General features: G+C 69.6%; 19 protein-coding genes and 1 riboswitch. Of the genes, 11 read left to right on the plus strand and 8 right to left on the minus strand.

All coding sequences use genetic code 11. The annotated features are described in order from the left end of the window. The first annotated feature begins 31 nt into the window (after window positions 1–31). The 3 genes from ACFYW5_RS02020 (at window position 32) to ACFYW5_RS02030 (ending at window position 2,067) form a co-directional block, all read left to right on the plus strand. Entirely contained in the window at window positions 32–292 is a 261-nt protein-coding gene (locus ACFYW5_RS02020) for a UBP-type zinc finger domain-containing protein (RefSeq protein ID WP_389414995.1), read from the plus strand. Window positions 293–550: 258 nt separating this feature from the next. Then, window positions 551–964, plus strand: coding sequence for an anti-sigma regulatory factor (locus ACFYW5_RS02025; protein WP_020130755.1), 414 nt, complete (start codon window positions 551–553; stop codon window positions 962–964). Between the two features lie 17 nt (window positions 965–981). Beyond that, window positions 982–2,067, plus strand: coding sequence for an RNA polymerase sigma factor SigF (locus ACFYW5_RS02030; RefSeq protein ID WP_389414996.1), 1,086 nt, complete (start codon window positions 982–984; stop codon window positions 2,065–2,067). Window positions 2,068–2,069: 2 nt separating this feature from the next. Here ACFYW5_RS02030 and ACFYW5_RS02035 read toward each other — a convergent pair whose 3' ends face one another. Beyond that, window positions 2,070–2,510, minus strand: coding sequence for a hypothetical protein (locus tag ACFYW5_RS02035; protein ID WP_389414997.1), 441 nt, complete (start codon window positions 2,508–2,510; stop codon window positions 2,070–2,072). A 146-nt stretch (window positions 2,511–2,656) separates the two neighbouring features. Here ACFYW5_RS02035 and ACFYW5_RS02040 point away from each other — a divergent pair, with 146 nt between their 5' ends. Then, on the plus strand, window positions 2,657–3,625 hold the full coding sequence (locus ACFYW5_RS02040) for a diacylglycerol/lipid kinase family protein (protein WP_389414998.1): 969 nt from the start codon (window positions 2,657–2,659) through the stop codon (window positions 3,623–3,625). Between the two features lie 318 nt (window positions 3,626–3,943). After that, the gene (locus ACFYW5_RS02045) at window positions 3,944–4,201 is read left to right on the plus strand and encodes a WhiB family transcriptional regulator (protein WP_003992873.1); all 258 of its coding nucleotides are present in this window, start codon (window positions 3,944–3,946) and stop codon (window positions 4,199–4,201) included. Between the two features lie 200 nt (window positions 4,202–4,401). Here the strand turns inward: ACFYW5_RS02045 and ACFYW5_RS02050 are convergent, their stop codons facing one another. Both ACFYW5_RS02050 and ACFYW5_RS02055 read right to left on the minus strand, forming a co-directional pair. After that, window positions 4,402–5,868 carry a sensor histidine kinase gene (locus ACFYW5_RS02050; RefSeq protein ID WP_389415619.1) on the minus strand — a complete coding sequence of 489 codons (1,467 nt, stop codon included), beginning with the start codon at window positions 5,866–5,868 and terminating at the stop codon, window positions 4,402–4,404. A gap of 409 nt (window positions 5,869–6,277) precedes the next feature. Then, complete coding sequence (locus tag ACFYW5_RS02055; RefSeq protein ID WP_389414999.1) at window positions 6,278–6,907, minus strand: TetR/AcrR family transcriptional regulator; 630 nt, start codon at window positions 6,905–6,907, stop codon at window positions 6,278–6,280. A gap of 97 nt (window positions 6,908–7,004) precedes the next feature. Here ACFYW5_RS02055 and ACFYW5_RS02060 point away from each other — a divergent pair, with 97 nt between their 5' ends. Beyond that, complete coding sequence (locus ACFYW5_RS02060; RefSeq protein WP_389415000.1) at window positions 7,005–7,757, plus strand: SDR family oxidoreductase; 753 nt, start codon at window positions 7,005–7,007, stop codon at window positions 7,755–7,757. Between the two features lie 178 nt (window positions 7,758–7,935). On the opposite strand, the gene ACFYW5_RS02065 is transcribed toward ACFYW5_RS02060, so the two are convergent. Beyond that, the gene (locus tag ACFYW5_RS02065) at window positions 7,936–9,009 is read right to left on the minus strand and encodes an SIS domain-containing protein (protein WP_389415001.1); all 1,074 of its coding nucleotides are present in this window, start codon (window positions 9,007–9,009) and stop codon (window positions 7,936–7,938) included. Window positions 9,010–9,160: 151 nt separating this feature from the next. Between ACFYW5_RS02065 and nagB the strand changes: the two genes are divergently transcribed. Further along, entirely contained in the window at window positions 9,161–9,946 is a 786-nt protein-coding gene (gene nagB, locus ACFYW5_RS02070) for a glucosamine-6-phosphate deaminase (protein WP_389415002.1), read from the plus strand. Window positions 9,947–10,095: 149 nt separating this feature from the next. Here nagB and ACFYW5_RS02075 read toward each other — a convergent pair whose 3' ends face one another. From ACFYW5_RS02075 to ACFYW5_RS02090, 4 genes are all read right to left on the minus strand, one after another. Continuing rightward, window positions 10,096–11,583, minus strand: coding sequence for a glycoside hydrolase family 3 protein (locus ACFYW5_RS02075; RefSeq protein WP_389415003.1), 1,488 nt, complete (start codon window positions 11,581–11,583; stop codon window positions 10,096–10,098). A gap of 9 nt (window positions 11,584–11,592) precedes the next feature. Next, on the minus strand, window positions 11,593–12,423 hold the full coding sequence (locus tag ACFYW5_RS02080) for a carbohydrate ABC transporter permease (protein WP_389415004.1): 831 nt from the start codon (window positions 12,421–12,423) through the stop codon (window positions 11,593–11,595). Further along, window positions 12,420–13,412 carry a carbohydrate ABC transporter permease gene (locus ACFYW5_RS02085; protein ID WP_389415005.1) on the minus strand — a complete coding sequence of 331 codons (993 nt, stop codon included), beginning with the start codon at window positions 13,410–13,412 and terminating at the stop codon, window positions 12,420–12,422. Before ACFYW5_RS02085 ends, ACFYW5_RS02080 begins: the two co-directional genes overlap by 4 nt. 76 nt (window positions 13,413–13,488) lie before the next feature. Beyond that, window positions 13,489–14,766, minus strand: a complete 1,278-nt coding sequence (locus tag ACFYW5_RS02090) for an extracellular solute-binding protein (RefSeq protein WP_389415006.1) — start codon at window positions 14,764–14,766, stop codon at window positions 13,489–13,491. A gap of 308 nt (window positions 14,767–15,074) precedes the next feature. Here ACFYW5_RS02090 and ACFYW5_RS02095 point away from each other — a divergent pair, with 308 nt between their 5' ends. The 4 genes from ACFYW5_RS02095 (at window position 15,075) to ACFYW5_RS02110 (ending at window position 18,833) form a co-directional block, all read left to right on the plus strand. Then, on the plus strand, window positions 15,075–15,839 hold the full coding sequence (locus ACFYW5_RS02095; protein WP_389415007.1) for a GntR family transcriptional regulator: 765 nt from the start codon (window positions 15,075–15,077) through the stop codon (window positions 15,837–15,839). 567 nt (window positions 15,840–16,406) lie between these two features. Beyond that, window positions 16,407–16,661, plus strand: a complete 255-nt coding sequence (locus ACFYW5_RS02100; RefSeq protein WP_389415008.1) for a DUF3311 domain-containing protein — start codon at window positions 16,407–16,409, stop codon at window positions 16,659–16,661. After that, window positions 16,658–18,253, plus strand: a complete 1,596-nt coding sequence (mctP, locus tag ACFYW5_RS02105; protein ID WP_389415009.1) for a monocarboxylate uptake permease MctP — start codon at window positions 16,658–16,660, stop codon at window positions 18,251–18,253. Before ACFYW5_RS02100 ends, mctP begins: the two co-directional genes overlap by 4 nt. A 73-nt stretch (window positions 18,254–18,326) precedes the next feature. Further along, window positions 18,327–18,833, plus strand: a complete 507-nt coding sequence (locus tag ACFYW5_RS02110; protein ID WP_389415010.1) for a GNAT family N-acetyltransferase — start codon at window positions 18,327–18,329, stop codon at window positions 18,831–18,833. A gap of 35 nt (window positions 18,834–18,868) precedes the next feature. Beyond that, window positions 18,869–19,011, plus strand: a riboswitch (cobalamin riboswitch). Window positions 19,012–19,099: the final 88 nt, after the last annotated feature.

Genomic DNA, 19,099 nt, shown 5'->3' on the forward strand with positions numbered 1-19,099 from the left:
CCTTCCGCGCGCCCGTCGTAATCTGGCAATCATGAAACAGTGCACGCATGCCGACGGGCTGCCGCACCCGGAACCCGGCCCGCTGAGCGAGACGTGTGCCGAGTGCCTGGCGGACGGCACCCACCCGGTACAGCTGCGGCTGTGCCTCACCTGCGGTCACGTCGGCTGCTGCGACTCCTCACCGGGACGGCACGCGACCGGGCACCACAAGGATTCCGGACATCCGATCATGCGGACGTTCGAGCCGGGGGAGGACTGGCGGTGGTGCTTCGTGGACCACGTCCTGGTGTGAGGCGCACGACTCCGGATCGGGACGGTTCGACCGTCTGACCTCTGGGTACGTCAACCCGGCGCGCGCTCTTCCCATTTGGGCCCGCCGGACCCCTAGCCACGGAGCGTATCCGAAGGTTTACTATGAGTGACAGCGGGGGGTTGGGGTCCCGGGGACAGAATGTTCGGAGCGCGATAGCGTCACCGCTGAACCACACATCGCGTTACCCCGGGGGGCGACCCTCGGCCCCGTAAAGCTTGTACCACCTTGGAGGTGAGGGTGTCCCAGATCGCAGGCGAGCCCGCGACCCAGGACTTCGTGGAAGTCCGACTGCCGGCTGCGGGTGCCTATCTGTCGGTGCTGCGTACGGCTACTGCCGGTCTCGCGGCGCGTTTGGACTTCACCCTCGACGAGATCGAGGACCTGCGCATCGCGGTGGACGAGGCGTGCGCGATCCTGCTCCAGCAGGCCGTGCCGGGCTCGGTGCTCAGCTGTGTCTTCCGGCTCGTCGACGACTCGCTGGAGGTCACCGTCTCGGCGCCGACCACCGATGGTCACGCACCGTCACGGGACACCTTCGCGTGGACCGTGCTGTCCGCCCTCGCGGGCAAGGTCTCCTCCGCCGTGGACGAGGACAAGACCGTGACGATCAGCCTCTACAAACAGCGCGGCGCGGGACCCGGGCCGGCGTGAGGGACGGGGACGGACCGGTGCGGGACGAAGAGCGCGGCACACGGGAGCTGCCGGCCGAGAACGCCGACGACGCAGTCGCTCCGGGCAGTTCCCGACACTTGGCGGACGGCATTGACGGCATTCCCGAGCAGGCCAGGCCGCATCCGGAGGACAATGCGTCCGCCGTGCGCGCGGGTTTGCCGGACACCGCCGTGCAGGGCTCGCCTCAAGAGAGGCGGATCGGGGGCACCCCCGGCCGGGCTGAGACGAGAGCTCGACAGAGGGCGACGGGCGGGACGATGAGCGAGCACGAGCGAGACGACGATCAGGGCGCGCCGGCCACGCGGCACGAGGTACAGCACCGTGAGCCGCAGGACCGCAGCGGAGCGCGCGCCCTGTTCATCGAGCTGCGCAAGATGAACGACAGCAGCCCGGAGTACGCGGAGCTGCGCAACCAGCTGGTCCGGATGCACCTGCCGCTCGTCGAGCACCTCGCCCGCCGCTTCCGCAACCGCGGCGAGCCGCTGGACGACCTCACCCAGGTCGCCACCATCGGCCTGATCAAGTCGGTCGACCGCTTCGACCCGGACCGCGGCGTGGAGTTCTCCACGTACGCGACCCCGACGGTCGTCGGCGAGATCAAGCGCCACTTCCGCGACAAGGGCTGGGCGGTGCGCGTTCCGCGCCGGCTCCAGGAGCTGCGGCTGTCGCTGACCACGGCGACGGCGGAGCTCTCCCAGCTGCACGGCCGCTCCCCCACGGTCCATGAGCTGGCCGAGAAGCTGGGCATCTCGGAGGAGGAGGTGCTGGAGGGCCTGGAGTCCGCGAACGCGTACTCCACGCTGTCCCTGGACGTCCCCGACACCGACGACGAGTCACCGGCCGTGGCGGACACCCTGGGCGCCGAGGACGAGGCGCTGGAGGGCGTGGAGTACCGCGAGTCCCTCAAGCCGCTGCTGGAGGATCTGCCGCCGCGCGAGAAGCGCATCCTGTTGCTGCGGTTCTTCGGCAACATGACCCAGTCGCAGATCGCGCAGGAGGTCGGCATCTCGCAGATGCATGTGTCGCGCCTGCTGGCGCGCACGCTGGCGCAGCTGCGGGAGAAGCTCCTCGTGGAGGAGTGACCCTACTTCTGGTCCTGCACGCTGCCGGGTCCTCGGATCCCGAGGGCCCGGGTGGTCTCGGCGTTCACCAGCAGAACCAGCGCGGTGACGGCCACCACCGCGAGGGCGATCCCGGCCGGGATGGCGATGCTGTCGGCCTGGAGCAGGTTGTAGGCCACCGGCAGCGCCATGATCTGGGTGATCACGGCGGGGCCGCGCGCCCAGCCGCGCCGGGCCAGCAGTCCGCGGGCGGCCAGCAGCGGCAGCAGCGCGAGCACGATCAGCGTCACTCCCCCGGTCACGGCCTGCTGACGATCGCCCGCGTCGCCCGTGAGACCCATGACGAGGATCCAGACCCCGCCGACCACCAGGGCGAGCCCCTCCAGCGCGGCGAGGGCCGCGGCGTAGATCAGCCGCCGCGGGAGGGGTCCGGTGTCCGGGGCGGGGTTCTGCTCAGCACTCACCCCTGAAGGGTAGCCGTCGCGGCGCCCGCCCCCTGGGGCGCCCGGGGCGCGGAACGCGCCCCCGTGGCGAGGTTCACGCACCGATTCTCCTACTGGATCACTATTCGGTGTGGGCCCGGTACCCCCCAGTAGGTACTCTGCAATCCATGCGTGCACTTCTCGTGGTCAATCCGGCGGCAACCACCACAAGCGCACGTACGCGCGACGTGCTGATCCATGCATTGGCCAGCGAGATGAAGCTGGAAGCGGTCACCACCGAATATCGCGGCCACGCGCGCGACCTGGGTCGGCAGGCGGCGGAGAGCCAGGACGTCGACCTGGTGGTGGCCCTCGGCGGCGACGGCACGGTCAACGAGGTCGTCAACGGCCTGCTGCACGCGGGCCCCGATCCCGAGCGCCTGCCGCGTCTGGCGGTGGTCCCGGGCGGCTCCACCAATGTCTTCGCGCGTGCGCTGGGCCTGCCCAACGACGCAGTGGAGGCGACCGGCGCGCTGCTGGACGCGTTGCGCGAGGGCAGTGAGCAGACCGTCGGCATGGGTATCGCCGCGGGGACACCGGGCACCGAGGACGAAGGGGTACCGGCACGCTGGTTCACCTTCTGCGCGGGACTGGGCTTCGACGCGGGCGTGGTCGGCCGGGTCGAACAGCAGCGCGAGCGGGGCAAGCGGTCCACGCACGCGCTCTACCTTCGCCAGGTGGTGCGCCAGTTCCTCCAGGAGCCCAACCGGCGGCACGGCACGATCACCCTGGAGCGGCCCGGCGCCGACCCGGTGACCGATTTGGTGCTTTCCATAGTCTGCAATACCGCTCCGTGGACGTATCTGGGCAATCGCCCGGTGTACGCGGCGCCTAAGGCGTCGTTCGATACAGGGCTGGACGTACTCGGTCTCAGCCGGATGTCCACGGTCGCGGTTGCCCGGTATGCGACCCAGTTGCTTACTTCGTCCCCCGAGCGGGGACCCCATGGAAAGCACGCCGCCTCACTGCACGACCTGGACCAGTTCACCTTGCATTCGAAGGTCCCGCTGCCCCTTCAGATGGACGGCGACCACCTGGGGCTGCGAACGAGCGTGACGTTCACAGGCGTACGCCGTGCACTGCGTGTGATTGTGTGAGCAGAAGACGCGAAAGTCCTTTCACTCGAACGTTTAGGCCAGGATCCACCCCATGGAAGTACGGCTGTGACCTAGTCGACACCGAGGAATCAAAAAAAACTTTCCAGAAGGGGTTGTATCCGCCGCTGAGGTTTGCGAGTCTCTACGTGGCGATCGGGACGGCCCGCAAGACCGGCATCCACAGATCACCGGAACCCCTCTCCACTCAAAGGACCACGGCAGGGAAACCTGACGGTCGGCCCTTCACTTGTTGAGGGATTCGTGAAAGCGTTCACATTCACAAGCAACAGCATGTAATACCAAGGAGAGGTAGCAGCCATGGACTGGCGTCACAACGCCGTTTGCCGCGAGGAAGACCCCGAGCTCTTCTTCCCCATCGGCAACACCGGTCCTGCGCTGCTGCAGATCGAGGAAGCCAAGGCCGTCTGCCGTCGCTGCCCGGTTATCGAGCAGTGCCTGCAGTGGGCGCTCGAGTCCGGTCAGGACTCCGGCGTCTGGGGTGGTCTCAGCGAGGACGAGCGTCGCGCGATGAAGCGCCGTGCCGCCCGCAACCGGGCCCGTCAGGCCTCCGCCTGATACTCCCGCCCCACAACGGCCTCAGCTTGGCGGCGCGTGCAGCGAGTACGCATCTCCCGCCCCCGAGCCGCAGCGCGCAGTACTCCCGATGCGCATAGCACGAGCACTGGCCTCGGACCGAACCGGTCCGGGGCTCTTTGCTTGTCCGGACGCGATGCGCGTGGGGCGCTGTGTACGCGGGCAGCTCCTCGCGCGGGCCGCTACTTGTGCGGCCGTACCGGAATGTCCAGGATCACCTGGGTCCCCCGCTCCGGTGCCGGGACCATGTCGAACGTTCCGCCCAACTCCCCCTCCACCAGGGTTCGTACGATCTGGAGGCCGAGGTTGCCGGCGGTGTGAGGGTCGAAGCCCTCGGGCAGCCCCACGCCGTCGTCCTGGACGGTGACCAGCAGCCGGACCTCCTTGGTGGTGCCGCCGCGGACCGCGGACACCTCGACGGTTCCGGTCTCGCCCTGACGGAAGCCGTGCTCCAGGGCGTTCTGGAGCACCTCGGTCAGGACCATCGACAGCGGGGTGGCGATCTCGGCGTCCAGGATGCCGAAGCGGCCGGTGCGCCGGCCGGTGACCTTGCCGGGTGAGATCTCGGCGACCATCGCGAGGACCCGGTCGGCGATCTCGTCGAACTCCACGCGCTCGTCCAGGTTCTGGGAGAGCGTCTCATGCACGATCGCAATCGAGCCGACCCGTCGCACCGCCTCCTCGAGCGCTTCCCGGCCGCGGTCGGACTCGATGCGCCGGGCCTGGAGGCGGAGCAGGGCCGCCACCGTCTGGAGGTTGTTCTTCACCCGGTGGTGGATCTCCCGGATGGTGGCGTCCTTGGTGATCAACTCGCGCTCGCGGCGACGCAGTTCGGTGACGTCGCGGAGCAGGACGAGGGAACCGATGCGGGTGCCCTTGGGCTTGAGCGGGATCGCCCGGAACTGGATGACCCCGTCCTCCGACTCGATCTCGAACTCCCGGGGCGCCCAGCCGCTGGCGACCTTGGCGAGCGCCTCGTCCACCGGCCCGTGGGTCGGGGCGAGTTCGGCGGTGGTCTTGCCCAGGTGGTGGCCGACCAGATCGGCGGCGAGGCCGAGGCGGTGGTACGCGGAGAGCGCGTTCGGGGAGGCGTACTGGACGATGCCGTCCGCGTCGAGCCGGATCAGGCCGTCGCCGACGCGGGGCGAGGCATCCATGTCGACCTGCTGGTTCGCGAACGGGAAGGAACCGGCCGCGATCATCTGCGCGAGGTCCGAGGCGCTTTGCAGATACGTCAGTTCGAGCCGGCTCGGGGTGCGCACGGTCAGCAGGTTGGTGTTGCGGGCGATGACACCGAGGACGCGCCCCTCCCGCCGTACCGGAATCGACTCGACCCGGACCGGGACCTCCTCGCGCCACTCGGGGTCGCCCTCGCGCACGATGCGGCCCTCGTCGAGGGCGGCGTCCAGCATGGGGCGGCGGCCGCGCGGGACGAGGTGGCCGACCATGTCGTCCTGGTAGGAGGTGGGGCCGGTGTTGGGGCGCATCTGGGCGACGGACACATAGCGGGTGCCGTCGCGGGTGGGGACCCACAGGACGAGGTCGGCGAAGGAGAGGTCGGAGAGCAGCTGCCACTCCGAGACCAGCAGATGGAGCCACTCGAGGTCGGACTCGTCGAGGGCGGTGTGCTGGTGGACCAGCTCGTTCATGGAGGGCACGGGTGCGAGCGTACCTGGCGGTTTGTACGGCTCCGAAATGGGCGGCCGCCGCCGACCGGGCCCGAAGACACCCGCGGGCCGCGGCGCCTGAGAGGGACCCTCAACCCTCCCGGCACCGCAGCCCGGAGCAATATCGGCCGTGGGGTGTGCGGTCCCGGTCGGCCGAAGGATGAGGATCCGGAGCAGTCAGGGCAGAGAGCACCGGTTCCTCGGTCCGTCTTCCTGTGCGGGGAAGACGGAAGTGCGCGTCCTCGTATCACATGGACTCTTACCGCCATTGTGGACTAGACCACTCGGCGTGTCCATGCGTCTGAGGCTGTTTGTTGTTGTGCCGTTCGATGCGGTCACGCCAGATGGTCGGACGTCCCAGCATGCATCACGCAGCCTAACCCTTGCGGGTTCATGTGCGGGGCCAGATGGACAGGGCAATTTCCGCGAGCGCCGCCAACTCCGCCCGGCTCGCGCCGTCGCGCGCCTGCTGGGACATGCCCTGGATCATCGCGCCGGTGTACCGGGCGAGGGTGCCGGCATCGGTGCCGACGGGGAGTTCACCTGCGGCGACGCCGGCGCGGATACGGCTCTCCACGGCGGCGATGGTGGCGTTGCGCCGGTCCCGGAGGGTCTGCTCCACCTCGGGGCTCGCGCAGTTGGTGGCCGCGTGGATGTAGAGGCAGCCTTGAGGGAGACCCGGGGTGGTGTACCGCTCGGCGGCCTCGCGCAGGATGCGGTCCACGGCGGCCCGGGCGGTGGGCTCCTCGGCCAGGGCGCGCTCTCCGAAGGCCGCGTACCGCTTGCCGTACTCCACCACGACCTCGTCGAACAGCGCCCGCTTGTCCCCGAAGGCCGCGTACAGGCTGGGGGCGCCGATACCCATGACCCGGGTGAGGTCGGAGACGGAGGTCGCCTCGTACCCGTACTCCCAGAAGGCCATGATCGCCTTCTCCAGCGCGGTCTCCCGGTCGAAGGAGCGGGGGCGGCCGCGGCGGGCCGCGGCCGGCTCTGAACCCTTGGTGCTCACCATGGAGTGCATTTTATAGCGGGCACTAGAGAAGTGGGTCCGCACTGCCGTACAGTCTTTTCTGTAGCGACCGCTAGGTAATTCCGACGGTGGGACATGGGGGTGTGGCATGGGCGTGCTCACAGGCAGGACAGCGCTGGTCACGGGGGCGAGCAGGGGGATCGGGCGGGCGGTGGCCGAGCGGCTGGCGCGCGACGGCGCCCGGGTCGCCGTGCACTACGGCAGCAATGAGGCGGCGGCGAAGGACACCGTCGCCGGGATCGAGGCGGCCGGCGGCAGCGCGTTCGCGATCCGCGCCGAGCTGGGGGTGCCGGGGGACGCGGGGACTCTCTGGGCAGCCTTCGACCGGCACGCGGACGAGGTGGACATCCTGGTCAACAACGCGGGAGCGGCGCTCTTCGCGACCATCGGCGACACGGACGAGGATCTCTACGAGCGGGCCCACGCCCTCAACGCCAAGGCGCCGTTCTTCATCGTCCGGCAGGGCCTCGGCCGGCTGCGCGACCACGGCCGGATCATCAATGTCACGGCGGCCACGGACGCCGGCATACCCGGCATCGCCGCCACCCACATGGCCAAGGGCGCGGTCACCGCTCTGACCCGCTCCCTCGCGGTCGAACTGGCGCCGCGCGGCATCACCGCCAACTCCGTCGCACCCGGCTTCATCGACACCGATCTCACCAGCGCGGTCCTGGCCGACCCCGGCGTACGGGCCCACGCGGAGGCGGTCTCGGTCTTCCGGCGGGTGGGCACGGCGGCCGAGGTCGCCGATGTGGTGGCGTTCCTGGCGTCACCGGACTCCCGGTGGGTGACGGGGCAGCACGTCGACGCGACGGGGGGTTCGCTGCTGAGCTTGCAGTAGCCGCCGGACCAGGGGGCGGTGGCCCTGCGCCCCGGTTCCCGGTGGGCCTGTATCCCCGTGTCCCGGTTCCCGGTGGGTCTGGGTGTGCCTCCCCGTACGCCGGTTCCTGGTGGGCATGGATCCCCCTAGGCCCGTTCCCGGTGGGCCTCGATCCCCGCACCCCCGTCTCCTCGCGACCTCAGCGCGTCTCCGTCACCTTCGCCAGGGCCCGCGGGGCGTCCGGGTCCTGGCCGCGGGCGATGGTGACCTCGTGGGCCAGGAGCTGGAGCGGGATGATCTCCAGCACCGGCTGGAGCTCCTCGGCGACGCCCTCGGTGGGCAGGACGAAGCCTGCCGAGGCGCGTTCGACCTGGGCCGCCGGGCCGATGACGACCAGGTCGGCGCCCCGGCCGCGGAGGCGGTCGAGGACGGGCTGCAGGGCCTCGCCACCCTTGCCGTCGGTGACGACCGCGATGACCGGGGAGACGTTGTCGACCATGGCGAGCGGGCCGTGCAGCAGGTCGGCGCCGGAGTAGGCGAGGGCCGGGATGTAGCTGGTCTCCATCAGTTTGAGGGCGGCTTCCTTGGCCGTGGGGTAGCCGTAGCCGCGGGAGGTGATCACCATGCGCTCGGCGAAGCGGTAGCGGGCGGCGAGGGCGCGGACCTCGTCCCGGCGGGCGAGCAGTTGTTCCGCGAGGTCCGGGAGCGGCTTGGCGGCGGCCCCGTCACCGCCGCGCAGTCCTTCGACGAAGAGATAGAGGGCGAGAAGGGAGGCCGTGTAGGTCTTGGTCGCGGGCAGGGCCTTCTCGGGTCCCGCCATGATGTCGATGTGGTACTCGGACACTCCGGCCAGCGGGGAGTCGGGGTTGTTGGTCACGGCGAGGGTGAGGGCGCCGGCCGCGCGGGCGGCCCGGGTGGAGGCCACCAGGTCCGGGGAGCCGCCGGACTGGCTGACCGTGACGACCAGGACGTCGGTGAGATCGGGACGGGCGCCGTAGGCGGTGAAGGTCGACATGGAGGTCAGGCCGCAGGGCAGGCCCAGGCGGATCTCCAGGGAGTACTTGGCGTAGAGCGCGGCGTGGTCGGAGGTGCCGCGGGCGGTGAGCAGCACGAAGCGGGGCTTGCGGGCGGCGATGTCCTGCGCGACCTGCCGGATGCGGGGGGTGCCCACCTCCAGGAGCCGGCGCAGGACGGCGGGCTGCTCGGCCATCTCACGGGACATGATCCGGCCGGGAAGCTCGCTCAGGGGGTGCGGAGTCGCGGGGCTGGTCATGGGCGTCCTCTCGGGCCGGGAGCGGAACCGCGTCTGCTGGAGCCACCCCCATTGCACTCCCCCGCGGGTGACCTCGCCTGTTAGATTGGTCTAAACCACATAGCCCTCTCGGGTACCGGTTGAGTCCCCTCTCCAGATCGGCAGGCCCAGCGTGGAAGTTGTCATCGTTCCGGATGCCAAGGCGGGTGGCGAGCTCATCGCCGAGGCCATGGCTCAGCTCCTGCGGCGCAAGCCCGACGCCCTGCTCGGCGTGGCCACCGGCTCGACGCCGCTGCCCGTCTACGAGGCACTGGCGGCGAAGGTGCGCTCCGGTGCCGTGGACGCCTCCCGGGCGCGGATCGCTCAGCTCGACGAGTACGTGGGGCTGCCGGCCGAGCATCCGGAGTCGTACCGCTCGGTCCTGCGGCGCGAGGTGCTGGAGCCGCTCGGGATCGGCATGCCGGCCTTCATGGGGCCGGACGGGACCGCGGACGACGTCCAGGCGGCGTGCGAGGCGTATGACGGGGCGCTGGCGGCGGCCGGGGGCGTGGACCTCCAGTTGCTGGGGATCGGGACGGACGGGCACATCGGGTTCAACGAGCCGTGTTCGTCGCTCGCCTCACGGACCCGGATCAAGACGCTGACCGAGCAGACCCGGGTGGACAACGCGCGGTTCTTCGACGGGGACATCGCGCAGGTGCCGCATCACGTGATCACCCAGGGGATCGGGACGATCCTGGAGGCGCGGCATCTGGTGCTGCTGGCGACGGGTGAGGGCAAGGCCGATGCCGTCGCGGCGACCGTGGAAGGGCCGGTGGCGGCGGTGTGTCCGGCCTCGGCGTTGCAGCTGCATCCGCACGCGACGGTCGTCGTCGACGAGGCGGCCGCGTCCAAGCTGAAGCTGTCGGACTACTTCCGCCACACCTACGCCAACAAGCCCGACTGGCAGGGCATTTAGGCCCGGGGTCCCGGCCCGGCGCGCAACGACACCGGGGCCTCCCTGTCTCCGTGTGGGCGGCTCGGCCTGCGACGGGGCCGCCCCCGGCACGAAGGCGCCGGTTTCCCCCCGGGAACCGGCGCCTTCGTCGTCGTACCCCCTACGGGCCCTTACTGGCCCGCGATGATCTCCGCCGCCGCTCGGCCGCACACCCGGGCCGCGCCGTGGGTGGCGATGTGCAGGGCGCCGCGGGGCGGGGACTGGGGCACGCCCATCTCGACCACGATCGTGTCGGGGCGTTCGCTCAGGAGGGTGTCCAGGGTCTTGGCCATCCACTCGTGGCGGTGTTCGTCGCGGACCACGGTGACGATCCGGCGGGTGCCCGCCGCGTCCAGGGTCGCCTGGGCCGCCGACTCGTCGGTGTGGGTGGCGGTCTCGGTGCCGGGGAGCAGTCCGGCGAGTTCCGCCGCGACGCCCCACGGGGTCTCGTCGCCCACCGCGATGTTCGCCACCGGGCTGAGCGCGACCACATAGGGAGGCTCGGTCAGCGGCGTGTGGGCGTCCGTCCTCGTGACCCGTACCGCGCGGCGGGCCGCCAGCAGGCCGATGTCGGACGGGACCCGGTCCTCGGAGACGGCCGCGGAGACGGCCGCGGACCGGGTCCAGCGGGCCAGGGCGCGGACGCGTTCCGCGGCGTCCGCGAGGCGCTCCTCGGGGAGTTCGCCGGTGCGGACGGCGGTGACCAGCGCGTCGCGCAGTCGGCGGACAATGTTCTCGTCGTTCAGCCCGCCGCCCACGCAGATCGCGTCGGCGCCGGCCGCCAGGGCGAGGACGCTGCCGCGTTCGATGCCGTAGGTGGCGGCGATGGCCTGCATCTCCATGCCGTCGGTGACGATGAGGCCGTCGTAGCCGAGTTCACCGCGCAGCAGGTCGCGCAGGACGGGGCGGGAGAGGGTGGCCGGGCGCGTCGGGTCGAGGGCCGGGACCAGGATGTGCGCCGTCATGATCGCGCGGGAGCCCGCGGCGATGGCCGCGCGGAACGGCGTCAGGTCGCGCTTGGCCAGCACATCGCGTCCGACCTCGATACGGGGCAGTGCCTCGTGGGAGTCGATCGCGGTGTCGCCGTGGCCCGGGAAGTGCTTGGTGCAGGCCGCCACGCCCGCGGCCTGGAGGCCGGTGACATAGGCGGCGGTGTGCCGGGCGGCCAGGTCGGTGTCGGCGCCGAAGGAGCGGACGCCGATGACCGGGTTGGCCGGGTTGGAGTTGACGTCGGCGGACGGCGCCCAGTTGAAGTTGACGCCGCTGGCCGCGAGGCGGCGGCCGAGTTCCTGGGCGACCTGCCGGGTGAGGCCGGTGTCGTCGACGGCGCCGAGGGCGTGGTTGCCTGGGAAGGAGGAACCGGTGCGCACTTCGAGGCGGGTGACGTCACCGCCCTCCTCGTCGATGGCGACGAGGACGTCCTCGCGCTCGGCGCGCAACTGGGCCGTCAGCGCGGCCACTTGCTCGGGCGTGGCGATGTTGCGGCCGAACAGGCCGACGGAGGCGAGGCCCTCACCGAGGCGGCGCAGCAGCCAGTCGGGGGCCTCGGTGCCGGGGAAGCCGGGCTGCAGGACGGTCAGCGCGTCCCGGGTCAGGGTGTCGCTGGCGAATGTCGTCATCGGTGGGCGTTATCCCTTCACGGCACCGTCGGTCAGACCGCTGACCGCCCGGCGCTGGAGGAAGACGAAGAGGATGAGGATCGGTACGGCGAAGAGCGAGGAGGCGGCCATGGTGGCGCCCCAGTCGTCGCCGAAGACGGTGCGGAAGCTGGTCAGCCACAGCGGGAGGGTCTGTGCCTCGGCCTCCTTGTTGAGGACCAGGACGAGGGCGAACTCGTTCCAGGCGGTGATGAAGCCGAACAGCGAGGTGGCCATCAGTCCGGGGGCGAGCAGCGGCAGGATGACGCGCCGGAAGGCCTGCGCCCGGGTGCAGCCGTCGACCATCGCCGCCTCCTCCAACTCGGCCGGGACGGCGGCGACGAATCCGCGCAGGGTGAGGATGGTGAAGGGGAGGATCATCATCGTGTAGAAGGCCGTCAGCGGGACGAGGCTGTTGAGCATGTCCGCGTCCCGGACGATCATGTACATCGCGATGATCATGACCTCCCAGGGTGCCATCTGGGCCAGCATGAAGCCGATGATGAAGCCGCGCCGCCCCTTGAACTTCATCCGCGCCAGGGCGAAGGCGCCGGCCAGCGCGATGACCAGGGAGAAGACGACCGCGAGGACCGTCACCGTCAGGGAGTTCCGGACCAGGTTCCAGAAGTTGTCGACGCCGGTGGCGGTCTTGAAGTGCTCGAAGGTGATGTCGGTCGGGAACCAGACGGGGTTCTCCGAGATGATGTCGCCGGTCGGCTTGAAGGCCGTGGCGAACATCCAGTACACGGGGAAGACGAACCCGATGAACAGGACGACGGCCGTGGCGTTGGGCCAGATACGGCCGAAGAGCGAGCGCTTCACAGCCCGGCCTCCTCTTCCTTCTCTTGCTTGAGCACGATCCGCAGGTAGTAGGCGGTGAGGCCGAGCAGGATCAGGATGGTCAGCAGGGCGATGGCGGCGCCCATGCCGTAGTGCTGGTTGCCGACGCCCTCGATGTAGGCGTAGACCGGCAGGATCTCGGTGAGGCGGTCGGGGCCGCCCTGGTTGAACGTGTACACCTGCACGAACGCCTTGAAGATCCAGATGACCTCGAGGAACGTGGTGGCGTAGAGGAAGGGCCGCAGGAACGGGAAGGTGACCGTGGCGAAGCTCTTCCAGGGGCCGGCGCCGTCGAGGGCGGCGGCCTCGTAGAGCTCGGCGGGGATGGTGGTGGTGGCCGCGTAGAGGTTGATCGCCACGAACGGGATCGACATCCAGACGATCAGCAGGGTGACGACGAAGAACGTCGACATCTGGTGGCTGGTCCAGCTGTAATCGGCCATCGAGTGCCAGCCGAGCTTGTCCAGCACCCAGTTGACCACGCCGAAGCGCTGGGCGAAGAGCCACTGGTAGACGGTGGTGGCGGCGACCACGGGCATCGCCCAGGCCAGCACCAGGCCGACCAGCAGGGTGAACCGCATCCGCCGGCCGAGGCGGGCGAGCAGCAGGCCGACGAGCGCGCCGAGAACCATGGTCAGGACGACGTTGACCGCCGTGAACAGGATCGAGCGCACGGTGACGCGCCAGAAGTCCTCGCTGCCGAGGACCTCGGTGTAGTTGTCGATGCCGTTCCACTCGGTGACGTGCTGGATCAGCTGCGCCATGTTGAGGTTCTGGAACGACAGCAGCGCGTCCTTCAGCAACGGCCAGCCGAGCAGCAGCACGGAGGCCGCGCAGGCGGGCAGCAGCAGGAGGTACGGAGCCAGCGCGCCGATGCGGGAGGCGGCTCTCGGGGTGGGCCCGCCGGAGCCCGAGGAGTCCTTGTGGACGTCCGCCGGGCCGGAGGGCGGCCGTTCGGTCTGCACGGTCATGCTCGCGTTCTCTTCCTCCTAGACCTGCCTGAACGCGGGAAGGGGGCCGCTGCGAGCGGCCCCCGGCCCGGCGCGTCTACTGCTGCTGCGACAGACGCTTGTTGAACTCCTCCTCGACCTGGGCTGCCGCCTCGGCCGGGGACTTTCCGTTCAGCACGGCGGTCATGTAGGTCTTGATCGGGTTGGGCGCGTTCTCGACGGCGGCCCATTCGGCGATCAGCGGCGTGGTGCCACCGCCCGCGGCGGCCGGCGCGGCGGCCTCGGCGACGACGTTGCCCTCGAGGTTGCTCTGCAGCGACTCCTTGTTGGGGATGACGCCGTTGAGCTTGGCGAGCTGGCCCTCGTGCTTGTCGGACAGCGCGATCCGCAGGAACTCCTTGGCCAGTTCCTGCTTCTTGCTGCCCGCGGCGACGGCGAGGTTGGAGCCGCCGAGGAAGACACCCTCGGGCTTGTCGGCCGTGGGACCGGGGATGGTGAAGTAGCCGATCTCCTTCTCGATCTTCGGGTTGGCCTCGATGGCGATGCCGGCTTCCCAGCCCATGCCGATGAAGGCGCCGACGTTGCCCTTGCCGAAGACCTCGCCCTGCTGCGGGGTGGCCTCGTCCTTGTCCTTGGGGGCCTCGGAGAGGGACTGGAACTTCTTGTACGTCTCCATGGCGGCGGCGACCTTGGGGTCGTCGAGGTTGGAGACGTACTTGTCGCCGTCCTTCTTCACCAGTTCGGCACCCTCACCGATGGTGAGGCCGACGAAGTGGTACCAGTTCTGGCCGGGCAGGTAGATCGGCTCGGCGTCGGTCTTCTCGCCGATCGTCTTCAGGTCCTTGTAGAACTCGTCGCGGGTCTTGGGGGTGTCCTTGATGCCCGCGTCGGCCCAGACGCTCTTGTTGTAGAGGACGACACGATTGGCGAAGTACCAGGGCGCCGCGTACTGCTTGCCCTCGAAGACCGAGGAGTTGTTCAGCGACTCGGTCCACTCGGCGCCGATCTCGGCCTTCAGGTCGGCCAGGTCGGCGAGGCCGCCGGTCTTGGCGTAGGCCGGGGTCTGGGTGTTGCCGATCTCGAAGACGTCCGGCGGGTTCTCCTCCGACAGGGCGGTGGTGAGCTTCTGCTGGATGCCGTTCCACTGCTGGATCTCGAACTTGACCTTCGCCTTGGTCTTCTTCTCGAAGGCGGCGGCAACGTCCTTCTGCCACTGGTCGGGGGAAGAACCGTCCATCACCCAGACGGTGAGGGTCTGGCCCGCGTAACCGTCCGCGCCGGCCTTGCCGCCCTCGTCGCCGTCGTCGCCCCCGCACGCCGCGATGGAGACCATCATTGCCGCGACACCGATCGCGGATATCAGCTTGCGCTTCACGCCACCCTCCTCAGGGATGCCCATGAACCCCCCGCCCATGGGCCGGGACCTGGACCAATGGTGTAGACCAGTACCCGGAGCTTGGACCAGACCAAAAATCCTGTCAAGGGGGCCGGAACCCGCTCTGACCAGCCGTTATGTGACCTACATATGCAGGAACCTTTAAGTAAGAAGGCAGCGAAAACACCGGCGCCGGAGTACTCTCGTCCGCTAGACCACTTGGCTCTATGGACTAGACCAAAAGTGGTGGTGAGGGTATACAGAGGGGATCACGAGGTGAGCCGCATCCGGAGCCGGGAAGGCAGAGCATGAGCACCGACGTCAGCAGTGCGGAGAACGAGGTTGGGGCGACCGTCCGTACCGCGCGCGTGCCCAAGTACTACCGCTTGAAGAAGCATCTGCTGGACATGACGGAGACACAGGCGCCGGGCACCCCCGTCCCGCCCGAGCGCACGCTGGCGGCGGAGTTCGACACCTCCCGCACGACGGTGCGTCAGGCCCTGCAGGAACTGGTCGTCGAGGGCCGCCTGGAGCGGATCCAGGGCAAGGGCACCTTCGTCGCCAAGCCGAAGGTCTCCCAGGCGCTCCAACTCACCTCGTACACCGAGGACATGCGCGCCCAGGGCCTCGAACCGACCTCGCAGCTGCTGGACATCGGCTACATCACCGCCGACGACCGCCTCGCCGGTCTGCTCGACATCACCGCGGGCGGGCGTGTGCTGCGCATCGAACGCCTGCGCATGGCCAACGGCGAGCCGATGGCGATCGAGACGACCCACCTGAGCGCCAAGCGCTTCCCGGCACTCCGGCGCAGCCTGGTGAAGTACACGTCCCTCTACACCGCGTTGGCCGAGGTCTACGACGTCCATCTCGCCGAGGCCGAGGAGACCATCGAGACCTCGCTGGCCACACCCCGCGAGGCGGGCCTGCTCGGCACGGACGTGGGCCTGCCGATGCTGATGCTCTCCCGCCACTCCCTGGCCCGGGACGGCCGGCCGGTGGAGTGGGTGCGGTCGGTGTACCGGGGCGACCGCTACAAGTTCGTGGCGAGGCTGAAGCGGCCGCAGGAGTAGTGCCGTCGCGAGGCTGAAGCGGCCGCAGGAGTGAGCCCGGGCGGCAGCGGCGTCGGCCGGGGGCTGGGGGGGGCGCCCCCGGGACAACACAGCGTGGCGAGGCTGAGCGGCCGTAGTAATAAGCCGGTTGAAGCTTCGACCGAGTCAGCGCCCGCGGTACAGCGCCCCTTCCCTTCCGGCACTACGGTCCTCCCCGTCATCGCATGGACGGGAGGACGACCCGGTGCGCACCGCGAACACTCGAACCATCGTCATGGACCCTCGTCGGACTGGTCGGCGCCACCGGCTGGGCGGTACTCGCGCCGGCCCGCGGGGCGGACGTCTCCGCCGCCTGGATGATCGCCGCGGCCCTCGGCTCGATCGTCGCCCCGGCCGGGCTGTTCCCGCCGCCGCTCCTTCGAGCGGATGCGGACGGACCGGCAGGAGTCGGACCCGCGCCAGGGTTTCCGGTGCTGCTGAGGCCAGTTGGCCGGACCGATATACGGACGAGGGGTTCCGTTTCTGCGACACCGTGACCTAGATTGCCTGCGCGTTTTCAGGTGATCAGCGAGGGGACGGAGCCGTCAGATGTCACAAGCCCCAGAGGCGAGCGGAGAGCCGGTGGTGACGCCCGCGCGCGTCGTCATCGCCCTCTGCCTGTTCGCGCCCTTCGTGGCGATGCTGTGGGTCGGGTCGTACGCGAAAACCGACCCGGCCTTCATCGGCATCCCGTTCTTCTACTGGTACCAGATGGCCTGGGTGGTCCTGTCGACCGCGCTGACGATGGTCGCGTACAAGCTGTGGCAGCGTGACCAGCGCGCACGTCGTGGAGGCGGCAAGTGAACGACGGCGTGAACGGCGTCGCACTCGCCGTCTTCATCTTCTTCTTCCTGGCCGTCACGGTCATGGGCTTCCTCGCCGCGCGCTGGCGCAAGGCCGAGAACGAGCACAGCCTCGACGAATGGGGCCTGGGCGGACGGTCGTTCGGCACCTGGGTCACCTGGTTCCTGCTCGGCGGCGACCTGTACACGGCGTACACCTTCGTGGCGGTCCCGGCGGCGATCTACGCGGCCGGCGCGGCGGGCTTCTTCGCGGTGCCGTACACGATCCTGGTCTACCCGCTGATCTTTACGTTCCTGCCCCGCCTGTGGTCGGTCTCCCACAAGCACGGGTACGTGACGACGTCGGACTTCGTGCGCGGCCGCTTCGGCTCCAAGGGCCTGTCGCTGGCGGTGGCCCTGACCGGCATCCTCGCCACCATGCCGTACATCGCGCTGCAACTCGTCGGCATCCAGGCGGTGCTGGACGTGATGGGCGTCGGCGGCGGGGAGGACACCAACTGGTTCATCAAGGACCTGCCGCTGCTGATCGCGTTCGGTGTGCTGGCCGCGTACACCTACTCCTCGGGGCTGCGCGCCCCGGCGCTGATCGCCTTCGTCAAGGACACCCTGATCTATCTGGTGATCGCGGTGGCGATCATCTACATCCCGATCAAGCTGGGCGGGTTCGACGACATCTTCGCCGACGCGGGCGAGAAGTTCACCACCACCGGGGTGGGCGGTCTCGTCCCACCGGAGGCCGGCCAGTGGACGTACGCCACCCTGGCGCTGGGCTCGGCGCTGGCGCTGTTCATGTACCCGCACTCGATCACCGCGACCCTCTCCTCCGGGAGCCGTGAGGTGATCCGCCGCAACACCACGATCCTGCCGCTGTACTCGCTGATGCTCGGTCTGCTCGCGCTGCTCGGCTTCATGGCGATCGCGGCCGGGGTGAAGGTGGACAACGGCCAGCTGGCGATCCCGCAGCTGTTCGAGAACATGTTCCCGGACTGGTTCGCGGGCGTGGCCTTCGCGGCGATCGGCATCGGCGCCCTGGTGCCGGCGGCCATCATGTCCATCGCGGCGGCGAACCTCTTCACCCGCAACATCTACAAGGACTTCATCAGGCCGGACGCCACCCCGCAGCAGGAGACCAAGGTCTCCAAGATCGTGTCCCTGCTGGTGAAGGTGGGCGCGCTGGCCTTCGTCCTGACGATGGACAAGACGGTCGCCATCAACTTCCAGCTGCTGGGCGGCATCTGGATCCTGCAGACCTTCCCGGCCCTGGTCGGCGGCCTGTTCACCCGCTGGTTCCACCGCTGGGCGCTGCTCGGCGGCTGGGCGGTCGGCATGCTCTACGGCACGGTGGCGGCGTACGGTGTCGCCTCGCCGACGCAGAAGCACTTCGGCGGTTCGTCGAAGGAGATCCCCGGCATCGGGGAGATCGGCTACATCGGCCTGACGGCGTTCGTGCTGAACCTGGTCGTCACCGTGGTCCTTACCTTCGTCCTGAGGGCGGCGAAGGCCCCCGAGGGCATCGACGAGACGAGCCCCGAGGACTACACGGCGGACGCGGGCGATCCGGGCGTGCAGAAGGAACTGAAGCCGATTCCCTGACCGGGAACCCCACCCGCAGCGGGCCGCCGAAATGCAGGACATCGGCGGCCCGTCGTCGTCCACACTTGACCGCATGGACTTCCAGATCCGGCCGGTGGAACCCGCCGAACACGACGAACTGGGCGAGATCACCGCCCGCGCCTACCTCCAGGACGGCCTCCTCACCTTCGGCGAGGCCGACTGGTACCTCGGTGAACTCCGCGCTGTCGCCAAGCGGGCGGCGGCCGCCGAGGTCCTGGTGGCCGCGGAGTGCGACCGGCTCCTCGGCGGCGTCACCTTCGTGCCGGCCGGCGGCCCCATGGCCGATCTCGCCCGCCCCGGGGAGGCGGAGATCCGCATGCTGGCGGTGGCGCACGCGGCCCGCGGCCGGGGCGTGGGAGAAGCCCTCGTGCGCGCCTGCGTCGACCGGGCGCGCACGACGACGGGGTGCACGGGCATCGTCCTGTCCACCCAGGCCCTGATGCACACCGCCCACCGCATCTACGAGCGCCTCGGCTTCCGGCGCGCCCCGGAACGCGACTGGAACCCCATCCCGGAGCACGGCGACTTCACTCTCCTCACCTATGAGTTGACGCTCTGAAGCCGACGCGACACAACATCTGGGGGTGACATCGCGGGGCGGCACAAGATGTATGCTCGTGCTCGCTGTCGCCGCAGGGGAATCCGGTGCGAATCCGGAACTGTCCCGCAACGGTGTACTTGGGCACATCCGTGCCCGATCGTCAGTCCGAGGACCTGCCGACAGCGCACCCGGCCGTCCGGTCCGGGTGCCAGACGTCCGGGCCTCGAGGAATGGGCCGGTGGACGCGACGCCCCGTGCGCTCGTGAGCTGCCTCCTGCCCTCCG

Source organism: Streptomyces sp. NPDC002779 (assembly GCF_042888685.1).
Taxonomy (GTDB): domain Bacteria; phylum Actinomycetota; class Actinomycetes; order Streptomycetales; family Streptomycetaceae; genus Streptomyces.